Annotated in this window: 12 protein-coding genes; 9 read left to right on the top strand and 3 right to left on the bottom strand. The window is 65.8% G+C overall.

Annotated features, from left to right (window positions below):
- Positions 1–47 precede the first annotated feature (47 nt).
- Positions 48–869 (bottom strand): aldo/keto reductase, encoded by an 822-nt coding sequence (locus P0Y43_RS15115; RefSeq protein WP_275638065.1) that lies wholly within the window; start codon positions 867–869, stop codon positions 48–50.
- On the bottom strand, positions 857–1,762 hold the full coding sequence (locus P0Y43_RS15110) for a LysR family transcriptional regulator (protein ID WP_275638064.1): 906 nt from the start codon (positions 1,760–1,762) through the stop codon (positions 857–859). The genes P0Y43_RS15115 and P0Y43_RS15110 overlap by 13 nt, the downstream gene beginning before the upstream one ends.
- Before the next feature lie 120 nt (positions 1,763–1,882).
- Between P0Y43_RS15110 and P0Y43_RS15105 the strand changes: the two genes are divergently transcribed.
- From P0Y43_RS15105 to P0Y43_RS15070, 8 genes are all read left to right on the top strand, one after another.
- Complete coding sequence (locus P0Y43_RS15105) at positions 1,883–2,581, top strand: CoA transferase subunit A (RefSeq protein WP_275638063.1); 699 nt, start codon at positions 1,883–1,885, stop codon at positions 2,579–2,581.
- A 34-nt stretch (positions 2,582–2,615) separates the two neighbouring features.
- Positions 2,616–3,272, top strand: a complete 657-nt coding sequence (locus P0Y43_RS15100; protein WP_275638062.1) for a CoA transferase subunit B — start codon at positions 2,616–2,618, stop codon at positions 3,270–3,272.
- A gap of 165 nt (positions 3,273–3,437) precedes the next feature.
- Complete coding sequence (locus tag P0Y43_RS15095; RefSeq protein ID WP_275638061.1) at positions 3,438–4,856, top strand: short-chain fatty acid transporter; 1,419 nt, start codon at positions 3,438–3,440, stop codon at positions 4,854–4,856.
- 204 nt (positions 4,857–5,060) lie between these two features.
- Complete coding sequence (locus P0Y43_RS15090; RefSeq protein ID WP_275638060.1) at positions 5,061–7,286, top strand: TonB-dependent siderophore receptor; 2,226 nt, start codon at positions 5,061–5,063, stop codon at positions 7,284–7,286.
- A gap of 110 nt (positions 7,287–7,396) precedes the next feature.
- Positions 7,397–8,311: a site-specific integrase gene (locus P0Y43_RS15085; protein ID WP_275638059.1), complete on the top strand. Its 915-nt coding sequence runs from the start codon at positions 7,397–7,399 to the stop codon at positions 8,309–8,311.
- A 144-nt stretch (positions 8,312–8,455) separates the two neighbouring features.
- The gene (locus P0Y43_RS15080) at positions 8,456–9,175 is read left to right on the top strand and encodes a YebC/PmpR family DNA-binding transcriptional regulator (protein ID WP_275638058.1); all 720 of its coding nucleotides are present in this window, start codon (positions 8,456–8,458) and stop codon (positions 9,173–9,175) included.
- A 147-nt stretch (positions 9,176–9,322) separates the two neighbouring features.
- On the top strand, positions 9,323–10,267 hold the full coding sequence (locus P0Y43_RS15075; protein ID WP_275638057.1) for a LysR family transcriptional regulator: 945 nt from the start codon (positions 9,323–9,325) through the stop codon (positions 10,265–10,267).
- Between the two features lie 173 nt (positions 10,268–10,440).
- On the top strand, positions 10,441–11,853 hold the full coding sequence (locus P0Y43_RS15070) for a DOPA decarboxylase (RefSeq protein WP_275638056.1): 1,413 nt from the start codon (positions 10,441–10,443) through the stop codon (positions 11,851–11,853).
- A 91-nt stretch (positions 11,854–11,944) separates the two neighbouring features.
- Here the strand turns inward: P0Y43_RS15070 and P0Y43_RS15065 are convergent, their stop codons facing one another.
- Positions 11,945–13,315 (bottom strand): MFS transporter, encoded by a 1,371-nt coding sequence (locus tag P0Y43_RS15065; RefSeq protein ID WP_275638055.1) that lies wholly within the window; start codon positions 13,313–13,315, stop codon positions 11,945–11,947.
- A 262-nt stretch (positions 13,316–13,577) separates the two neighbouring features.
- Here P0Y43_RS15065 and quiC point away from each other — a divergent pair, with 262 nt between their 5' ends.
- A complete protein-coding gene (gene quiC / locus P0Y43_RS15060) occupies positions 13,578–15,476 on the top strand; it encodes a 3-dehydroshikimate dehydratase QuiC (RefSeq protein WP_275638054.1) in 1,899 nt (632 codons plus the stop codon).
- The last annotated feature ends 8 nt before the right edge of the window (positions 15,477–15,484 follow it).

The following is a 15,484-nucleotide window of genomic DNA, read 5'->3' as shown; positions in this document are numbered from 1 at the left end:
CGCTCCTACAAGGACCGCGCTGTTCTTGGCGCTGGCTTGCCCCACATTCACACCATCGCCAATCGCTGCTTGCGCGTCGGCGCGGTGAAGGCCTGGTCGATCGCCCGCAGGTCCTCCTCGGTCAACAGCAACCCGCCGGCCGTCGCATTCAGCCGTACATGCATCGGGCTCACCGCCTTGGGAATGGCGATCACATCCGCCTCGCGCGTCACCCACGCCAGGCTTACCTGCGCCGGCGTCACACCATGCCGTGCGGCGATTTCAGCCAGCACCGGGTGGCGCAGCAGCCGCCCGGCCTGGGCCAGCGGGCAGTAGGCAATGGTCGGTATCCGCTGCGCGCGGCTGAAGGGCAACAGGTCGAACTCGATACCCCGCTCGGCCGGGTTGTACAGCACCTGGTTGGTCGCGCAGCCGACATCGCCCAGCTCGCGCAGGTCGTCCACATCGAAGTTGGACACGCCCCAGTGGCGGATCTTGCCCTGCTCGCGCAGGCGCTCGAACGCTTCGACGGTTTCCTCAAGCGGGTACTGCCCGCGCCAGTGCAGCAGGTACAGGTCGATGCAGTCGGTGCCCAGGCGCTTGAGGCTGCGCTCGCAGGCCGCAGGCACGCCGCGCTGGCTGGCGTTGTGCGGGTAGACCTTGCTGACCAGGAACACCCGCTCACGGCGTCCGACCAGCGCCTGGCCGACCACCGACTCGGCGCCGCCCTCGGCATACATCTCGGCGGTGTCGATCAGGCGCATGCCCAGTTCGATGCCTTCCTGCAAGGCGGCCACCTCGGCGGCCCGGCGCGAAGGCTCTTCGCCCATATACCAGGTGCCCTGGCCAATGGCCGGGACGCTGCAACCTGCCAGTTTCACTTCACGCATGTCACCTCCGGGGAATGGGTATGGGAAAGCAGTACGTCGAGCAGGGCCTGGGCCGCGGTCGACAGCTTGTGCTCGGCCAGGGCCATGACACCGATGCGTCGCTCCACGGTCGGCTCGACCAGCGCCACGCAGCGTGCGCCCAGCTCCTGCATCTGGTTGATGCACAGCGCCGGCACCGCGCTCACGCCCAAGCCATTGGCGACCATGCGCCCGACCGTGGACAACTGGTGGCTCTCGAACGCCACCGTCAGCTTGCCGTGCTCGGCAGCCAGGTGCTGCTCCAGCAGCAGGCGCACGGCGGACGGGCGTTGCAGGGCGATGAAATCTTCGGCCAGCAGCTCGCGCCAGGTCACCTGGGATTGGCGCGCCAGCGGCGAATCAGCCGGCACCACGGCGACGAAACGGTCCAGGTACAGCGGGTGAAAGCGTAGCGCCTCGCCGTTCTCCGGCTCGAAGCCAATGCCCAGTTCGACGCGGCGGTGGCGCACCAGTTCCAGCACCTGCTCGTTGATCACGTCGTGCACCGTGACGTTGACCCGCGGGTAGCGCTGGCGGAACACCTTCAGCGACTGCGGCAGCAGGTTGCCGGCGAAGGCCGGCATGGCCGCCACCGACACCCGCCCCAGTTGCAAGGTGAAGCGCTGGCGCAGCATTTCCTCGGTGTCGTCCCAGTCGGCCAGCAGGCGCCGGGCCAACGGCAGCAGCACCTCGCCCTCGGAGGTCAGGCTGACGCTGCGGGTGGTGCGGGTGAGCAGGGCGCCGCCGAGGTTGTCCTCCAGGGCCTTGATGGTCAGGCTCAGCGCCGGTTGGGAAATGTGCAGGTGTTCGCCCGCCTGGGCGAAGCTCTGGTAGCGGGCGACGGTGACGAAGGCGCGCAGCTGCTTGACGTTCATGGCATCCCCAGCGGTTGTTTTGCAAAAGTTATCAATCGATGACGAAAACAAAATTAACAAATCAGTCGCCAGCGGTGAAGATGCCTCCACACGCTCAAACAACTACAAAGGCGGATCAGCATGGCCGGACTGGACAAGCGCGTAGCAACCTATGAAGAGGCCCTCGCAGGCCTGACCGACAACATGACGGTACTGGCCGGCGGCTTTGGCCTGTGCGGCATCCCCGAGAACCTCATCGCCGAGATCAAGCGCCGTGGCGTCAAGGGCCTGACCGTGGTGTCGAACAACTGCGGCGTCGACGGCTTCGGCCTGGGCGTGCTGCTCGAAGACCGACAGATCCGCAAGATGGTCGCCTCCTACGTCGGCGAGAACGCCGAGTTCGAACGCCAACTGCTCAGCGGCGAGCTGGAGGTCGAGTTGACCCCGCAAGGCACCCTCGCCGAGAAGATGCGTGCCGGCGGCGCTGGCATTCCGGCCTTCTACACCGCCACCGGCTACGGCACCCCGGTCGCCGACGGCAAGGAAGTGCGCGAGTTCAACGGCCGCAAGTACATCCTCGAAGAGTCGATCACCGGCGACTTCGCCATCGTCAAGGGCTGGAAGGCCGACCACTACGGCAACGTGGTGTACCGCAACACCGCGCAGAACTTCAACCCGCTGGCCGCCACCGCCGGCAAGATCACCGTGGTCGAAGTGGAGGAGATCGTCGAACCGGGCGTGCTGCTGCCCAGCGAGATCCACACCCCGGGCATCTTCGTCGACCGGGTCATCGTCGGCACCTTCGAGAAGCGCATCGAGAAGCGCACCGTCAAGGCCTGAGCGCCGTCCACAGAACAACAAAGAGATCCTGACCATGGCACTGACCCGCGAACAGATGGCACAACGCGTCGCCCGTGAACTGAAGGACGGCTACTACGTCAACCTTGGCATCGGCATCCCGACCCTGGTGGCCAACTACGTGCCCGCCGACATGGACGTGATGCTGCAATCGGAGAACGGCCTGCTCGGCATGGGTGAATTCCCCACCGAGAGCACCCTCGACGCCGACATGATCAACGCCGGCAAGCAGACCGTCACCGCCCGTCGGGGCGCGTCGATCTTCGACTCGGCGCAATCCTTCGCCATGATCCGTGGCGGCCACGTCGACCTCACCGTGCTCGGTGCCTTCGAGGTGGATGTGGAGGGCAACATCGCCTCGTGGATGATCCCCGGCAAGCTGGTCAAGGGCATGGGCGGCGCCATGGACCTGGTGGCCGGCGCCGAGAACATCATCGTCACCATGACCCACGCCTCCAAGGACGGCGAGTCCAAGTTGCTGCCGCGCTGCAGCCTGCCGCTGACCGGCGCCGGCTGCATCCGCAAGGTACTGACCGACCTTGCTTACCTGGAGATCGAGAACGGCGCCTTCATCCTGCGTGAGACCGCACCCGGGGTGAGCGTCGAGGAAATCGTCGAGAAGACCGCCGGCAAGCTGATCGTGCCGGACGATGTGAAGGAAATGACCTTCTAAAACGCTGCCTCGACCCTGTGGCAGCGGGCTTGCCCCGCGATAGCGCCCGACCTGGCATTGATGTTGCCAGGCCGGGCGCTATCGCGGGGCAAGCCCGCTCCCACAGGGTTTTTGCGTTTGTTCGAAAAGCAACATCCACCAATAAAACCAAAAAAGGAAAACACTGTGGCCGCTGATATCCAAGACAGCCGCTCCGCGCGCTTCGCCTTGCGCTGCTCCAACTGGGCCGAACGCTGGTTCCCCGACTCCTGGGTGTTCGCCGCGCTCGCCGTGGTGATCGTTTGCGTTGGTGCCCTGGCCATGGGCGCCAAGCCGACCGACACCGCCAAGGCCTTCGGTGATGGTTTCTGGAGCCTGATCCCCTTCACCATGCAGATGGCTTTCGTGGTCATCGGCGGCTACGTGGTCGCCAGCTCGCCACCCGCGGCGCGGCTGATCGACCGCCTGGCACGCCTGCCGAAGAACGGCCGCTCGGCGGTGTGTTGGGTGGCGCTGATCTCCATGCTCGCGTCCTTGCTCAACTGGGGCCTGTCGCTGGTGTTCGGCGGCCTGTTGGTGCGCGCCCTGGCCCGTCGAACCGACCTCAAGATGGACTACCGCGCCGCGGGCGCTGCGGCCTACCTGGGCCTGGGCGCGGTGTGGGCGCTGGGCCTGTCGTCGTCGGCCGCGCAGTTGCAGGCCAACCCGGCCAGCCTGCCGCCGTCGATCCTGTCGATCACTGGGGTGATTCCGTTCACCGAGACCATCTTCCTCTGGCAGTCGGGGGTGATGCTCGCCGCGCTGGTGGTGGTCTCGCTGGTCGTCGCCTACGCCACCGCCCCTGGCCCGAACAGCGCGCGCAGCGCCCAGGACTGCGGCGTGGACCCCAGCTTCACGGCGCCGCCATCGCCGCAGCGCACCCGCCCGGGCGAGTGGCTGGAGTACAGCCCGATCCTCATCCTGCTGCTGGTCGCCCTGGCCGCTGGCTGGCTGTACCAGGAGTTCGCCACCAAGCCTGCGATCACCGCCATTTCCGGGCTGAACACCTACAACCTGTTGTTCATCATGCTCGGTGCCCTGCTGCACTGGCGCCCGCGCAGCTTCCTCGATGCGGTCAGCCGCGCCGTGCCGACCACGACCGGGGTGCTCATCCAGTTCCCGCTGTATGGCTCGATCGCTGCCATCCTGACCCAGGTCAAGGGCGCTGATGCGCAGACCCTGGCGCACCATATCTCGGTGTTCTTCACCCAGATCGCCACCCACGACACCTATGCCTTGCTGATGGGCGTGTACTCGGCGGTGCTGGGCTTCTTCATTCCCTCCGGCGGTGGCAAGTGGATCATCGAGGCGCCCTACGTGATGCTGGTGGCCAATGACCTGCAGTACCACCTGGGCTGGGCGGTGCAGATCTACAACGCCGCCGAGGCGCTGCCGAACCTGATCAACCCGTTCTACATGCTGCCGCTGCTGGGTGTGCTGGGGTTGAAGGCGCGTGACCTGATCGGCTTCTCGTTCGTGCAGTTGCTGGTGCACGTGCCGCTGGTGCTGGTGCTGCTGTGGGCGTTGGGGACGACGTTGCAGTACGTGCCGCCGGTGATGCCGTAAGGGATGTGCCGGCCCTATCGCGGGGCAAGTCGGATCGCGATAGGGCCGCCAGCTCCACCCAAAAAGGACGGTCTTCCCCCCGTCCTTTTTTACGTTTCGATGACATATCGATAACGATTCCCATCCGAGATTCGTTTTCATATGACTGCCGCCACCCGGCAGCCCAAAGGACATTCATCGAAACGAACAAGGAGAAAGGCAGCGATGTTCGCGCCCATCAGCCGTTCCATGACCCTCACCCTGGGTCTGTGCGCCACCGTCATCAGCCAGCCCGGCCTGGCCGAACAGGCCGAAACCAGGCCCGAGGGCGGTGTACTGGAACTCGGCTCCACCGAAATCCTCGCCCAGGGCCTGGGCAGCACGACCGAAAACACCGGTGCCTACACCACTGGCAGCATGAGCGCCGCCACACGCCTTAACCTGTCGATCAAGGACACCCCGCAATCGGTCTCGGTGCTCACCCGCCAGCAGCTCGACGACTTCCAGCTCGACACCTTGTCCGAGGCCATGGCCCACGTCACCGGCGTCACCGTGCAGCGCAACGACTCGGAGCGGCCGAACTACTATTCGCGCGGCTTCTCGATCAACAACTTCCAGATCGATGGGATGCTCAACACCTTCTCGGGGCTCAAGTCCGACTCCGACACCCTCATCTACGACCGCATCGAGGTGGTGCGCGGCGCCACCGGCCTCACCACCGGGGCCGGTGACCCGTCCGGGACCATCGCCATGGTGCGCAAGCGCCCGACCCATGAGCTGGCGGTGCGCACCGGGGCCAGCGCCGGCACCTTCGACAACTACCACAGCTACCTTGACGTCGGCGGCCCGCTGGGCTGGGAAGGGCGCCTGCGGGGGCGCACGGTGCTGGCCTACCGCGACAGCAAATCGCACATGAACAACTATGCCAGCCAGCGCGAGGTGGCCTACGGCATTCTCGAGGCCGACCTCACCGACAGCACGGTGCTGGCGGTGGGCTATGACTACCAGAACAAGCACGTGCAGGGCTCCACTTGGGGCACCGTGCCATACTGGAACGCCGACGGCAGCAAGGCCAACCTGCCGCGCTCGACCAACCTGGCCACGCCGTGGTCGTCCTGGCCGCTGAAGGACCAGACCGCCTTCGTCACCCTCGACCAGCAGTTGGGTGGCGACTGGCTGCTCAAAGCCGCCTACACGCATCGCCAAAGCGACAGCGACGGCAAGGTGTACTACGCCGGCAACGGCTTCCCCGAGGCCGACCGCAGCGGCATGAACGCCTGGACCAGCCACTTCGCCGGGGTGGAGAAGATGGACGCCCTGGATTTCAACGTGGCCGGGCCTTACAGCCTGTTCGGTCGTCGCCATGACTTCATGGCCGGCTACGGGGTGTCGGAACGGCGCAACCAGTCGCCGTATTTCGCTGGCCGTGTCGACCCGGCCAACTACTCGGTGATCCGCGACTGGAAGTCCATGGGCGGCATTCCCAAGTTCTTCGACTACGACACCGGGCTCGATGCCTCGCGCTCGAGCACCCAGCAGAAGGCCGGCTATATCGCCACTCGGCTGAACCCCACCGACCGCCTGCACTTCGTCATCGGCAGTCGCTACGGAAGTTGGAAAAGCGAAAGTAAGTCATGGAGTTACGACAATAATCTCAACCTTTCTCGCAGCAGTCGCAGCGAGCAGACCCAGAACGACCAGTGGACCCCTTACGCCGGGGTGCTCTACGACCTGACCGAGCAGTACACCGTCTATGCCAGCTACACCGACATCTTCAACCCGCAAACGGTCAAGGACGTCAGCGACAAGTACCTCGAACCCATCGTCGGCAAGGTTTACGAGGCGGGCCTGAAGGGCAGCCTGTTCGATGAGCGCGCCAACCTCAGCACCGCGGTGTTCCGCAGCAAGCAGGACAACGTGCCGGAGATCGACGACTCGGTGCCGCGCGGCCCCAATGGCGAGCAGTACTACAGGTCCGGCGGCAAGGGCGTGGTGGTCGAGGGCTTCGAGGCGGAGCTGGCCGGCGAGCTGACCGACGACTGGCACATGAGCCTGGGCTACAGCTACACCCACGCCGCCCGTGGCGACAAGACCCGCAAGGACACCAACCAGCCGCTCAACCTGGTGCGCTTCTCGACCACCTACACGCTGCTGCCCAAACTTACCGTGGGCGGCACCCTGGACTGGCAAAGCAACACCTTCGGTGCCGGCAATCGCCCGGTGGGGCGCAACGCCGATGGCCAGGTGGTGACCGCCAGCGACGAGATGAGCCAGCGCGCCTTCTCGGTGGTCGGGCTGATGGGCCGCTACCAATTCGACGAGCACCTGTCGGCGTCGCTCAACGTCAAGAACCTGTTCGACGAGCACTACTACAACAACCTGGGCTTCTACAACGGCGTGTACTACGGCGAGCCGCGCACGCTGATGGTGAGCCTCGACTGGCGATTGTGATCGCCGCCCGGCAGATGGGGTAACATGCCCCTCGGCGCCATGCCAAAAATCTTTGGTATCAAGGTGATGGCGCCGAGTCTGCATGTCGTTTCACGCTGGGAACCGTTGTTTTGACCGACCCTCTGCACAACCCGCTGCTGCAATACCTCGCCCGCCTGGCGCCGTCGAGCCAACTGACCATGCGCTACATCCTCCAGGATGCCGCCGACCGCCTGGGCTTCGTCGACTGCGACATCGCCGAGGTGCCTTGGCACCGGCTCGAACCCGGCCACGTCATCGCCCTGGTCGCGGTGCTGCGTGCCGATGGCTACGCGCCGAACACCTCCTCGTTGTACGTCAATGCGGTGCGTGGGGTGATGAACGAGGCCTGGCGCCAGGGCCTGATCGACCACGAGCGGCTGTTGCAGATCCGCGATGTCAAGCCAGCCAGTGGCAGCCGCCTGCCACCGGGGCGCAACCTGCGCCGCAGCCTGATCCGTGAGCTGATGGACGTCTGCGCCGCCGACCCGCGTCCCCAGGGCGTGCGCGATGCGGCGATCATCGCGTTGTTGTATGGCACCGGCATGCGCAAGTCCGAGTCGGTCGACATCGACCTGGCCCAGGTGGATTTCCAGGCGCGCAGCCTGCAGGTGCTGGGCAAGGGCAACCGCCAACTGGTCAAGTACGCGCCGGCGTGGGCCTTCGACAAGCTCCAGGCCTGGCTCGACTTGCGCCGCGCGCAGTTGCCGGAAGGGGCGGCGGACGATGGCTTCCTGTTCAACCGCATCCGTCGCGGCAACCACATCACACGGGCGCGGATCACCAAGCATGCGATCTACTACATCGCCCGCCAGCGGGGCGCGCAGGTGGGGGCGAAGATCATGCCCCATGATTTCCGCCGCGCGTTCATCACCCGGGTGATCGAGGAGCATGACCTGTCGATCGCGCAGAAGCTGGCACACCACGCCAACATCCAGACCACGGCCGGTTACGACCGGCGCGATGACAATGAGCGGCGACGGGCGGTGGATCGGTTCGATTACTGAGGTTGCTTGCGCGGGCCCTGTCGCCGGCAAGCCTGCGAAGAGGCCGCGCGATTTGTTGTCGAACACTCGCCCAAGGGCGTATAAACTCTCCCCACTTTTGGCCGGTCGCTTCCTGAACCGGCCGCTGAAACAAAGAGAGTCGACATGGGCGCACAGTGGAAAGCCAAGCATAAAGAAGCCGCAGCCAATGCCAAAGGCAAGATCATGGGCAAGCTGGCCAAGGAAATTCAGATCGCCGCCAAATCCGGCGCCGACCCGGACATGAACCCGCGCCTGCGCCTGGCGGTGGAGCAGGCCAAGAAGGCCTCGATGACCCGCGAGACCCTGGAACGCGCGATCCGCAAGGGCGCGGGCCTGGACGGCGATGCCGTGCAGTACCAGGCCGTCAGCTACGAAGGCTTCGCTCCGCACCAGGTGCCCGTGATCGTCGAGTGCTTGACCGACAACGTCAACCGCACCGTTGCCGAGATCCGCAACGTGTTCAACAAACGCAAGGGCCAGCTCGGCACCAGCGGCTCGGTGGCCTGGGACTTCAACCACGTTGGCCTGATCGAGGCCACCCCGGCCAGCGCCGAGGCCGACCCGGAGATGGCCGCCATCGAAGCCGGCGCCCAGGACTTCGAGGAAGGCGAGGAAGCGGGTTCGACCCTGTTCATCACCGACACCACCGACCTGGACGCGGTGCAGAAGGCGCTGCCGGAGCAGGGCTTCACCGTCACCTCGGCGAAGATCGGCTACACCCCGAAGAACCCGGTGAGCGCCGCGAGCCTGAGTGCCGAGGCGCTGGCCGAGGTCGAGGCGTTCCTGGAAGCCATCGACGAGAACGACGACGTACAGAACGTCTACGTTGGCCTGACTGACTGATCGTCTCGTGCGGGGCCGCGCTGCGGCCCAATCGCGTGGCAAGCCCGTTCCCATAGGCACAGCGCTGCTCTTGAAACCAGCGGTGAACCTGTAGGCGCGGGCTTGCCCTGCGATGAGGCCCTCAACCCCTCCACCGCAGGCCGCCTCATGACGCCCACCTTCGCCTCCCTCAGCCTCGCCCACCTGCGCACCCTCGACACCCTCCTGCAACTGAAGAACCTCAGCCACGCCGCCGAGCGCCTGGGTTGCAGCCAATCTGCGTTGAGCCGCCAGCTGGCCCACCTGCGCGAGGCCTTCGATGACCCGCTGCTGGTGCGCCAGGGCCGCGGCTACGTGCTCAGCGAGCACGCCGAAGCGCTGGTGGAACCGCTGCGCCAGGTGCTCGACGAACTCAGTGCCTTGCGCCAGCCAGCGGCGTTCGACCCAGCGCGCTGCGAACGGCGCTTCTGCCTGGCGGCCTCGGACTACGTGGCCGAGCACATGCTGCCCGACCTGGTGGCAGCCCTGGAGCGCGAGGCCCCCGGCGTGTCCCTGGAGTACCGCACCTGGCAGGCCGGGCAATACGCCTTGCTGGCCAGCGGCGAGATCGACCTGGCCACCACGTTGTTCGACGAGTCGCCGCCCAACCTGCACGGCCGCCTGCTTGGCGAGGACGGTGCCGTGTGCCTGATGCGCGGCGACCACCCGCTGACCGCCTGCGCGGCGATCAGCCAGGACGACTACCTGGCCTACAAGCACGTGCGCGTTTCCGGTGGCGGTGACAAGGACAGCTTCATCGACCGTCACTTGCGTGCCCAGGGCCTGCAGCGACGCATGAGTTTGCAGGTGCCGTTCTTCAGCGCCATGGTGCAGGTGGTCGGCAATGGTCAGGCCCTGGCCACCGTGCCCGAGCACATTGCCCGGCAGTTGAGCCGGTTGCATGGGCTGGCCTGGCGGCCGTTGGGGTTCATCGAGCACAGCCAGCGTTATTGGGTCGTGTGGCACCAGCGTTTGCAGGCGTCGGCGGAGCACCGCTGGTTGCGCAACCGGGTGTTCGAGTTGTGGCGCCAGTCGCCGTTCGGGGTGCATGGGGGGCATGCGTCTTCGCCATAGCAGCTATGCGTGTGGCGGGGTTCTTCGTTCGGGTGGGGCTGCCTAGACTGGGTGGCAGTACTGGCCCTATCGTGGGGCAAGCCCGCTCTCACAAATACAGCGCTGTACCTGGGGAGCGGGCTTGCCCCGCGATAGGGCCCGCCCCGACACCGCAACCCCAGGAGCCCACCCCCGTGACCCCGGAACAATTCCGCCAATACGGCCACCAACTGATCGACCTGATCGCCGACTACCGCCAGACCGTCGCCGAGCGCCCGGTCATGGCCCAGGTCGAACCGGGCTACCTCAAGGCTGCCTTGCCCGCCGCCGCACCGCAGCAGGGCGAAGCCTTCGACGCGATCCTCGACGACGTCTCCACGCTGGTGATGCCCGGCCTGTCGCACTGGCAGCACCCGGACTTCTATGGCTATTTCCCCTCCAACGGCACCCTGTCGTCGGTGCTGGGCGACTTCCTCAGCACCGGCCTTGGCGTGCTCGGCCTGTCCTGGCAGTCCAGCCCGGCGCTGAGCGAGCTGGAGGAAACCACCCTAGACTGGCTGCGCCAGCTGTTGGGTCTTTCCGAGCAATGGAGCGGCGTGATCCAGGACACCGCCTCGACCAGCACCCTGGTGGCGTTGATCTGCGCCCGCGAGCGGGCCACCGGCTACGCCTTGGCCCGTGGCGGCCTGCAGGCCCAGGACAAGCCGCTGGTGGTGTACGTCAGCGCCCACGCCCACAGCTCGGTGGACAAGGCCGCGCTGCTGGCCGGCTTCGGCCGCGACAACATTCGCCAGATCCCCACCGACGAACGCTTCGCCATGATTCCCGAGGCCCTGCAGGCGGCCATCGCGCAAGACTTGGCCGCGGGCAACCAGCCGTGTGCGGTCGTCGCCACTACCGGCACCACCGCCACCACGGCGCTCGACCCGCTGCGCCCGGTGGGTGAGATCGCCCAGGCGGCGGGGCTGTGGCTGCACGTCGACTCGGCCATGGCCGGTTCAGCGATGATCCTGCCGGAATGCCGCTGGATGTGGGAGGGCATCGAGCTGGCCGACTCGGTGGTGGTCAACGCTCACAAGTGGCTGGGCGTGGCCTTCGATTGCTCGATCTACTACGTGCGTGACCCGCAGCACCTGATTCGGGTGATGAGCACCAACCCCAGCTACCTGCAATCATCGGTCGATGGCGAGGTGAAGAACCTGCGTGACTGGGGCATTCCCCTCGGGCGGCGTTTCCGCGCGCTGAAGCTGTGGTTCATGTTGCGCAGTGAAGGCGTGGAGGCGTTGCAGCAACGCCTGCGCCGAGACCTCGACAACGCCCGCTGGCTGGCCGCGCAGGTCGAGGCCAGTGAGGATTGGACGTTGCTGGCGCCGGTGCCGTTGCAGACCCTGTGTTTGCAGCATCGCCCCGCCGGCTTGCAAGGCGAGGCGCTGGATGCGCACACCAAGGCCTGGGCCGAGCGGCTCAACGCCTCGGGGGACGCCTACGTGACGCCCGCGACCCTGAGCGGGCGCTGGATGGTGCGGGTGTCGGTGGGCGCGCTGCCCACCGAGCGCAGGGATGTGGAGCGGTTGTGGCAGCGGTTGCAGGCCGTGGTGGCGGAGTAGGGCAGGCAACCGCAATCGCGGGGCAAGGCCGCTGCTACAGGGGAATGCGAAGCCTTGGGCCGGCTTGCCCCGCGATGGCAGCACCGCTATGTCAATGGCTCACCGCCTGCACCTGGCCCTTGCGGCTGGCCTCGTAGGCGGCCTTTTCCATCGGTGTGGCATCTGGGTTGCCCAAATCCTCCATCGCCAGCCGGTGCGTCTCCGGCGCCAGGTACGCCGCCAGCGCGCACACGCAGGTGATGCAGAACGCCAGTGCGCCGACCACCAGCCAGATGTTCTCCGACCCCGGTGGCGCCACCGCCGCGAACAGCGCCGGCAGCATCGCCGTGAGCATGGTCCCGATGTTCTGCGCAATGGCCATCGCCGACACCCGGTAGCGGGTGTGGAACAGCTCTGGGTAGAAACTTGGGAACACCGCGTTGTAGCCCTGGTAGACCATGCCCCACATCATGATCGAGGCGGCGAAGGCCAGCGGCACGTTCTGGATGCTGATCGCGTACAGGTAGACGAATGCCAGCAGCCCTGAGCCCAGGCAGCCGGCGATCATGGTTGGGCGTCGGCCGATCTTGTCCGAGAGGTTGCCGACGAAGGGGATCACCAGCACCGCGACGATGTTGCCCACCACCGGAATCCACAAATACACACTCTTGTCGAAGCCGATGCCATAGGCCGGCTGCACCGCGTAGGCCGCGCCGAAGATGGTGGCGACCACCGGGATCACGTTCATCAGCGCCATGAACATCACCAGCACCATGCTCTTCCAGCTGTAGCGCAAGGCCTCGCTGATCGGCGACTTGGCCACGTTGTCCTGTTTCTCTTCCTGGACGAACGCCGGGGTCTCGTGCACCTCCTTGCGGATGATGAAACCGGCTACCAGCACCAGCGCGCTCATCAGGAATGGAATGCGCCAGCCCCAGTCGTTGAACGCTTCGCTGGGCATGAAGTAGGCCAGTGGCAGGAACACTGCCGCGGCCATTACCTGACCGGCCTGCACGCCCTGCAAGGTATAGCTGGCGTAGTAGCCACGGCGGCCGAACGGGGCATGCTCCATGATCATCGAGCTGGCCCCGGAGATCTCGCCGGCCACGGCGAAGCCCTGGACCAGGCGCAGCAGCACCAGCAAGGCCGGGGCCAGCAGGCCAATGTCGTGATAAGTGGGCAGCAGGCCCACGGCCATGGTCGACAGGCCCATCAGGAACATGCACAGCAGCAGCACGTTCTTGCGCCCGCGGGTATCACCCCAGTGGCCGAGCACCAAGGCGCCGACCGGGCGGGCCAGGTAACCGACGCCGTAGGTCGCCAACGAGGCGATGATGGCCATTTTCGGGTCGGTGGAGGGGAAGAAGATCTGCGGGAAGATCAGCGCGGCGGCTTGGGCGTAGATGAAGAAGTCGTAGTACTCGAGGGCCGAGCCTATCCACCCGCTGGCGGTGGCTTTCTTGGCTTGGGAGGAGTGGGCCATGGTGTCTCCGTTGTTCTTGTTGATTGTCGGATGGCGGTCGCCGCCGCGGACCTGCCGCAAGGCAGGGTGCGGTCCGGTCGGTGGTGACGGAATCCATGGTTGCCCAGGGATTATGGCGCAGGCAATTCACGCTGGCGGGTTTGGTTCGATTATCGAACGCAAACTAACTATTTCGTACAAAGTGCATTGCCGGGTCCACTTTACCTGCGAATAATCGATCCTGCCATCGTCCCTTCCTGCGACAAGAACAAGGAAACCCACCATGCAGCGTTCTATCGCCACCGTGTCCTTGAGCGGTACCCTGCCGGAAAAACTCCACGCCATCGCCGCCGCCGGCTTCGACGGCGTCGAGATCTTCGAGAACGACTTGCTCCACCACGCCGGCAGCCCTCGGGAAATCCGCCAGAGGTGTGCCGACCTGGGGCTGGCCATCACCTTGTTCCAGCCGTTTCGTGATTTCGAGGGTTGCCGCCGCGACCGCTTGCAGAAGAACCTCGACCGCGCGCAGCGCAAGTTCGAGCTGATGCACGAACTCGGCACGGACCTGGTGCTGGTGTGCAGCAATGTGCAGGTCGACGCCTTGGGCGATGAACAGCTGCTGGTGGACGATTTGCGCCTGCTCGCCGAGCACGCCGGCCAGCACGCGGTCCGTATCGGTTACGAGGCGCTGGCCTGGGGCCGGCACGTCAACACCTGGCAGCAGGTGTGGCAATTGGTGCGCCAGGCCGATCACCCAGCGCTGGGGGTGATCCTCGACAGCTTCCATACGTTGTCGCTGAACGGTGACCCACGCGGTATTCGTGACATTCCGGGGGAGAAGATCTTCTTCGTGCAGATGGCCGACGCGCCAGTGCTAGCGATGGACGTACTGGAGTGGAGCCGGCATTTCCGCTGCTTCCCCGGGCAGGGTGAGCTGGACCTGCCTGGGTTCCTCGCGCCGATTCTGCAACGCGGTTACCGCGGTCCGCTGTCGCTTGAGATCTTCAACGATGGCTTTCGCGCCGCGCCCCCGCGGCAGACGGCTGCCGACGGCTTGCGCTCGCTGTTGTACCTGGAAGAGAAGACCCGCCTGCAACTGGCTGGGCAGGCAAGATCAGTGGCGCCGGGGGTGCTGTTCGAGCCGCCAGCCGCCAGCCGCTACGACGGTGTGGAGTTCCTTGAGTTCGCCGTCGACGAGGTGCTCGGCGCACGCCTGGGCGACTGGCTCACGCGCCTTGGCTTCGACGAAGTCGGCCAACACCGCAGCAAGGCCGTGCGCCTGCTGCGCCAGGGTGACATCAACCTGGTGCTCAATGCCGAGCCGTACTCCTTCGCCCACAACTTCTTCGAAGCCCACGGCCCGTCGCTGTGCGCCACGGCCTTGCGCGTCGACGATGCCCAGGCCGCGTTGCAGCGCGCCATCGCCTACCGTGGCCAGCCGTTCCGTGGGCTGGTCGGGCCTAATGAGCGAGAGGTGCCTGCCGTGCGTGCGCCGGACGGCAGTCTGATCTACCTGGTGCAGCAGGCTGGCGCCGGGAAGACCCTCTACGACAACGACTTCCACCTCGGCCCGGGCGCATCGGCCACGGGTGGCCTCAAGCGCATCGACCACATGGCCCTGGCGCTGCCGGCCGAGGCCCTGGACAACTGGGTGCTGTTCTACAAGAGCCTGTTCGATTTTGCCGCCGACGACGAAGTGGTGCTGCCCGACCCTTACGGCCTGGTCAAGAGCCGCGCCTTGCGCAGCCCGTGTGCCAGCGTGCGCCTGCCACTGAACATTTCGCAGAGCCGCAACACAGCGATCGCCCATGCGCTCTCCAGCTATCGTGGCTCTGGCGTGCACCATGTGGCCTTCGAGTGCGACGAGATCTTCCGCGAGGTGAACCGTGCCAAGGAGGCGGGCGTGCCGCTGCTGGAAATCCCGCTGAACTACTACGACGACCTGGCGGCGCGCTTCGATTTCGACGACGAGTTCCTCAGCGAGCTGGCCTATTACAACGTGCTGTACGACCGCGATGCCCAGGGCGGCGAGCTGTTCCATGTGTATACGGAACCGTTCGAGGGTCGGTTCTTCTTCGAGATCCTGCAACGCCAGGGTGGGTATGCGGGGTATGGGGCGGCGAATGTCGCCGTGCGCTTGGCGGCGATGGCCAAGGCACGGGGTACGGCCTCAGGTCGATAAGTGTCTCT

This window comes from Pseudomonas entomophila (assembly GCF_029193575.1).
Taxonomy (GTDB): Bacteria; Pseudomonadota; Gammaproteobacteria; order Pseudomonadales; family Pseudomonadaceae; genus Aquipseudomonas; species Aquipseudomonas entomophila_G.
The sequence above is the reverse complement of the archived record's forward strand: the minus strand, read 5'-3'. Positions and strand labels throughout refer to the sequence as shown.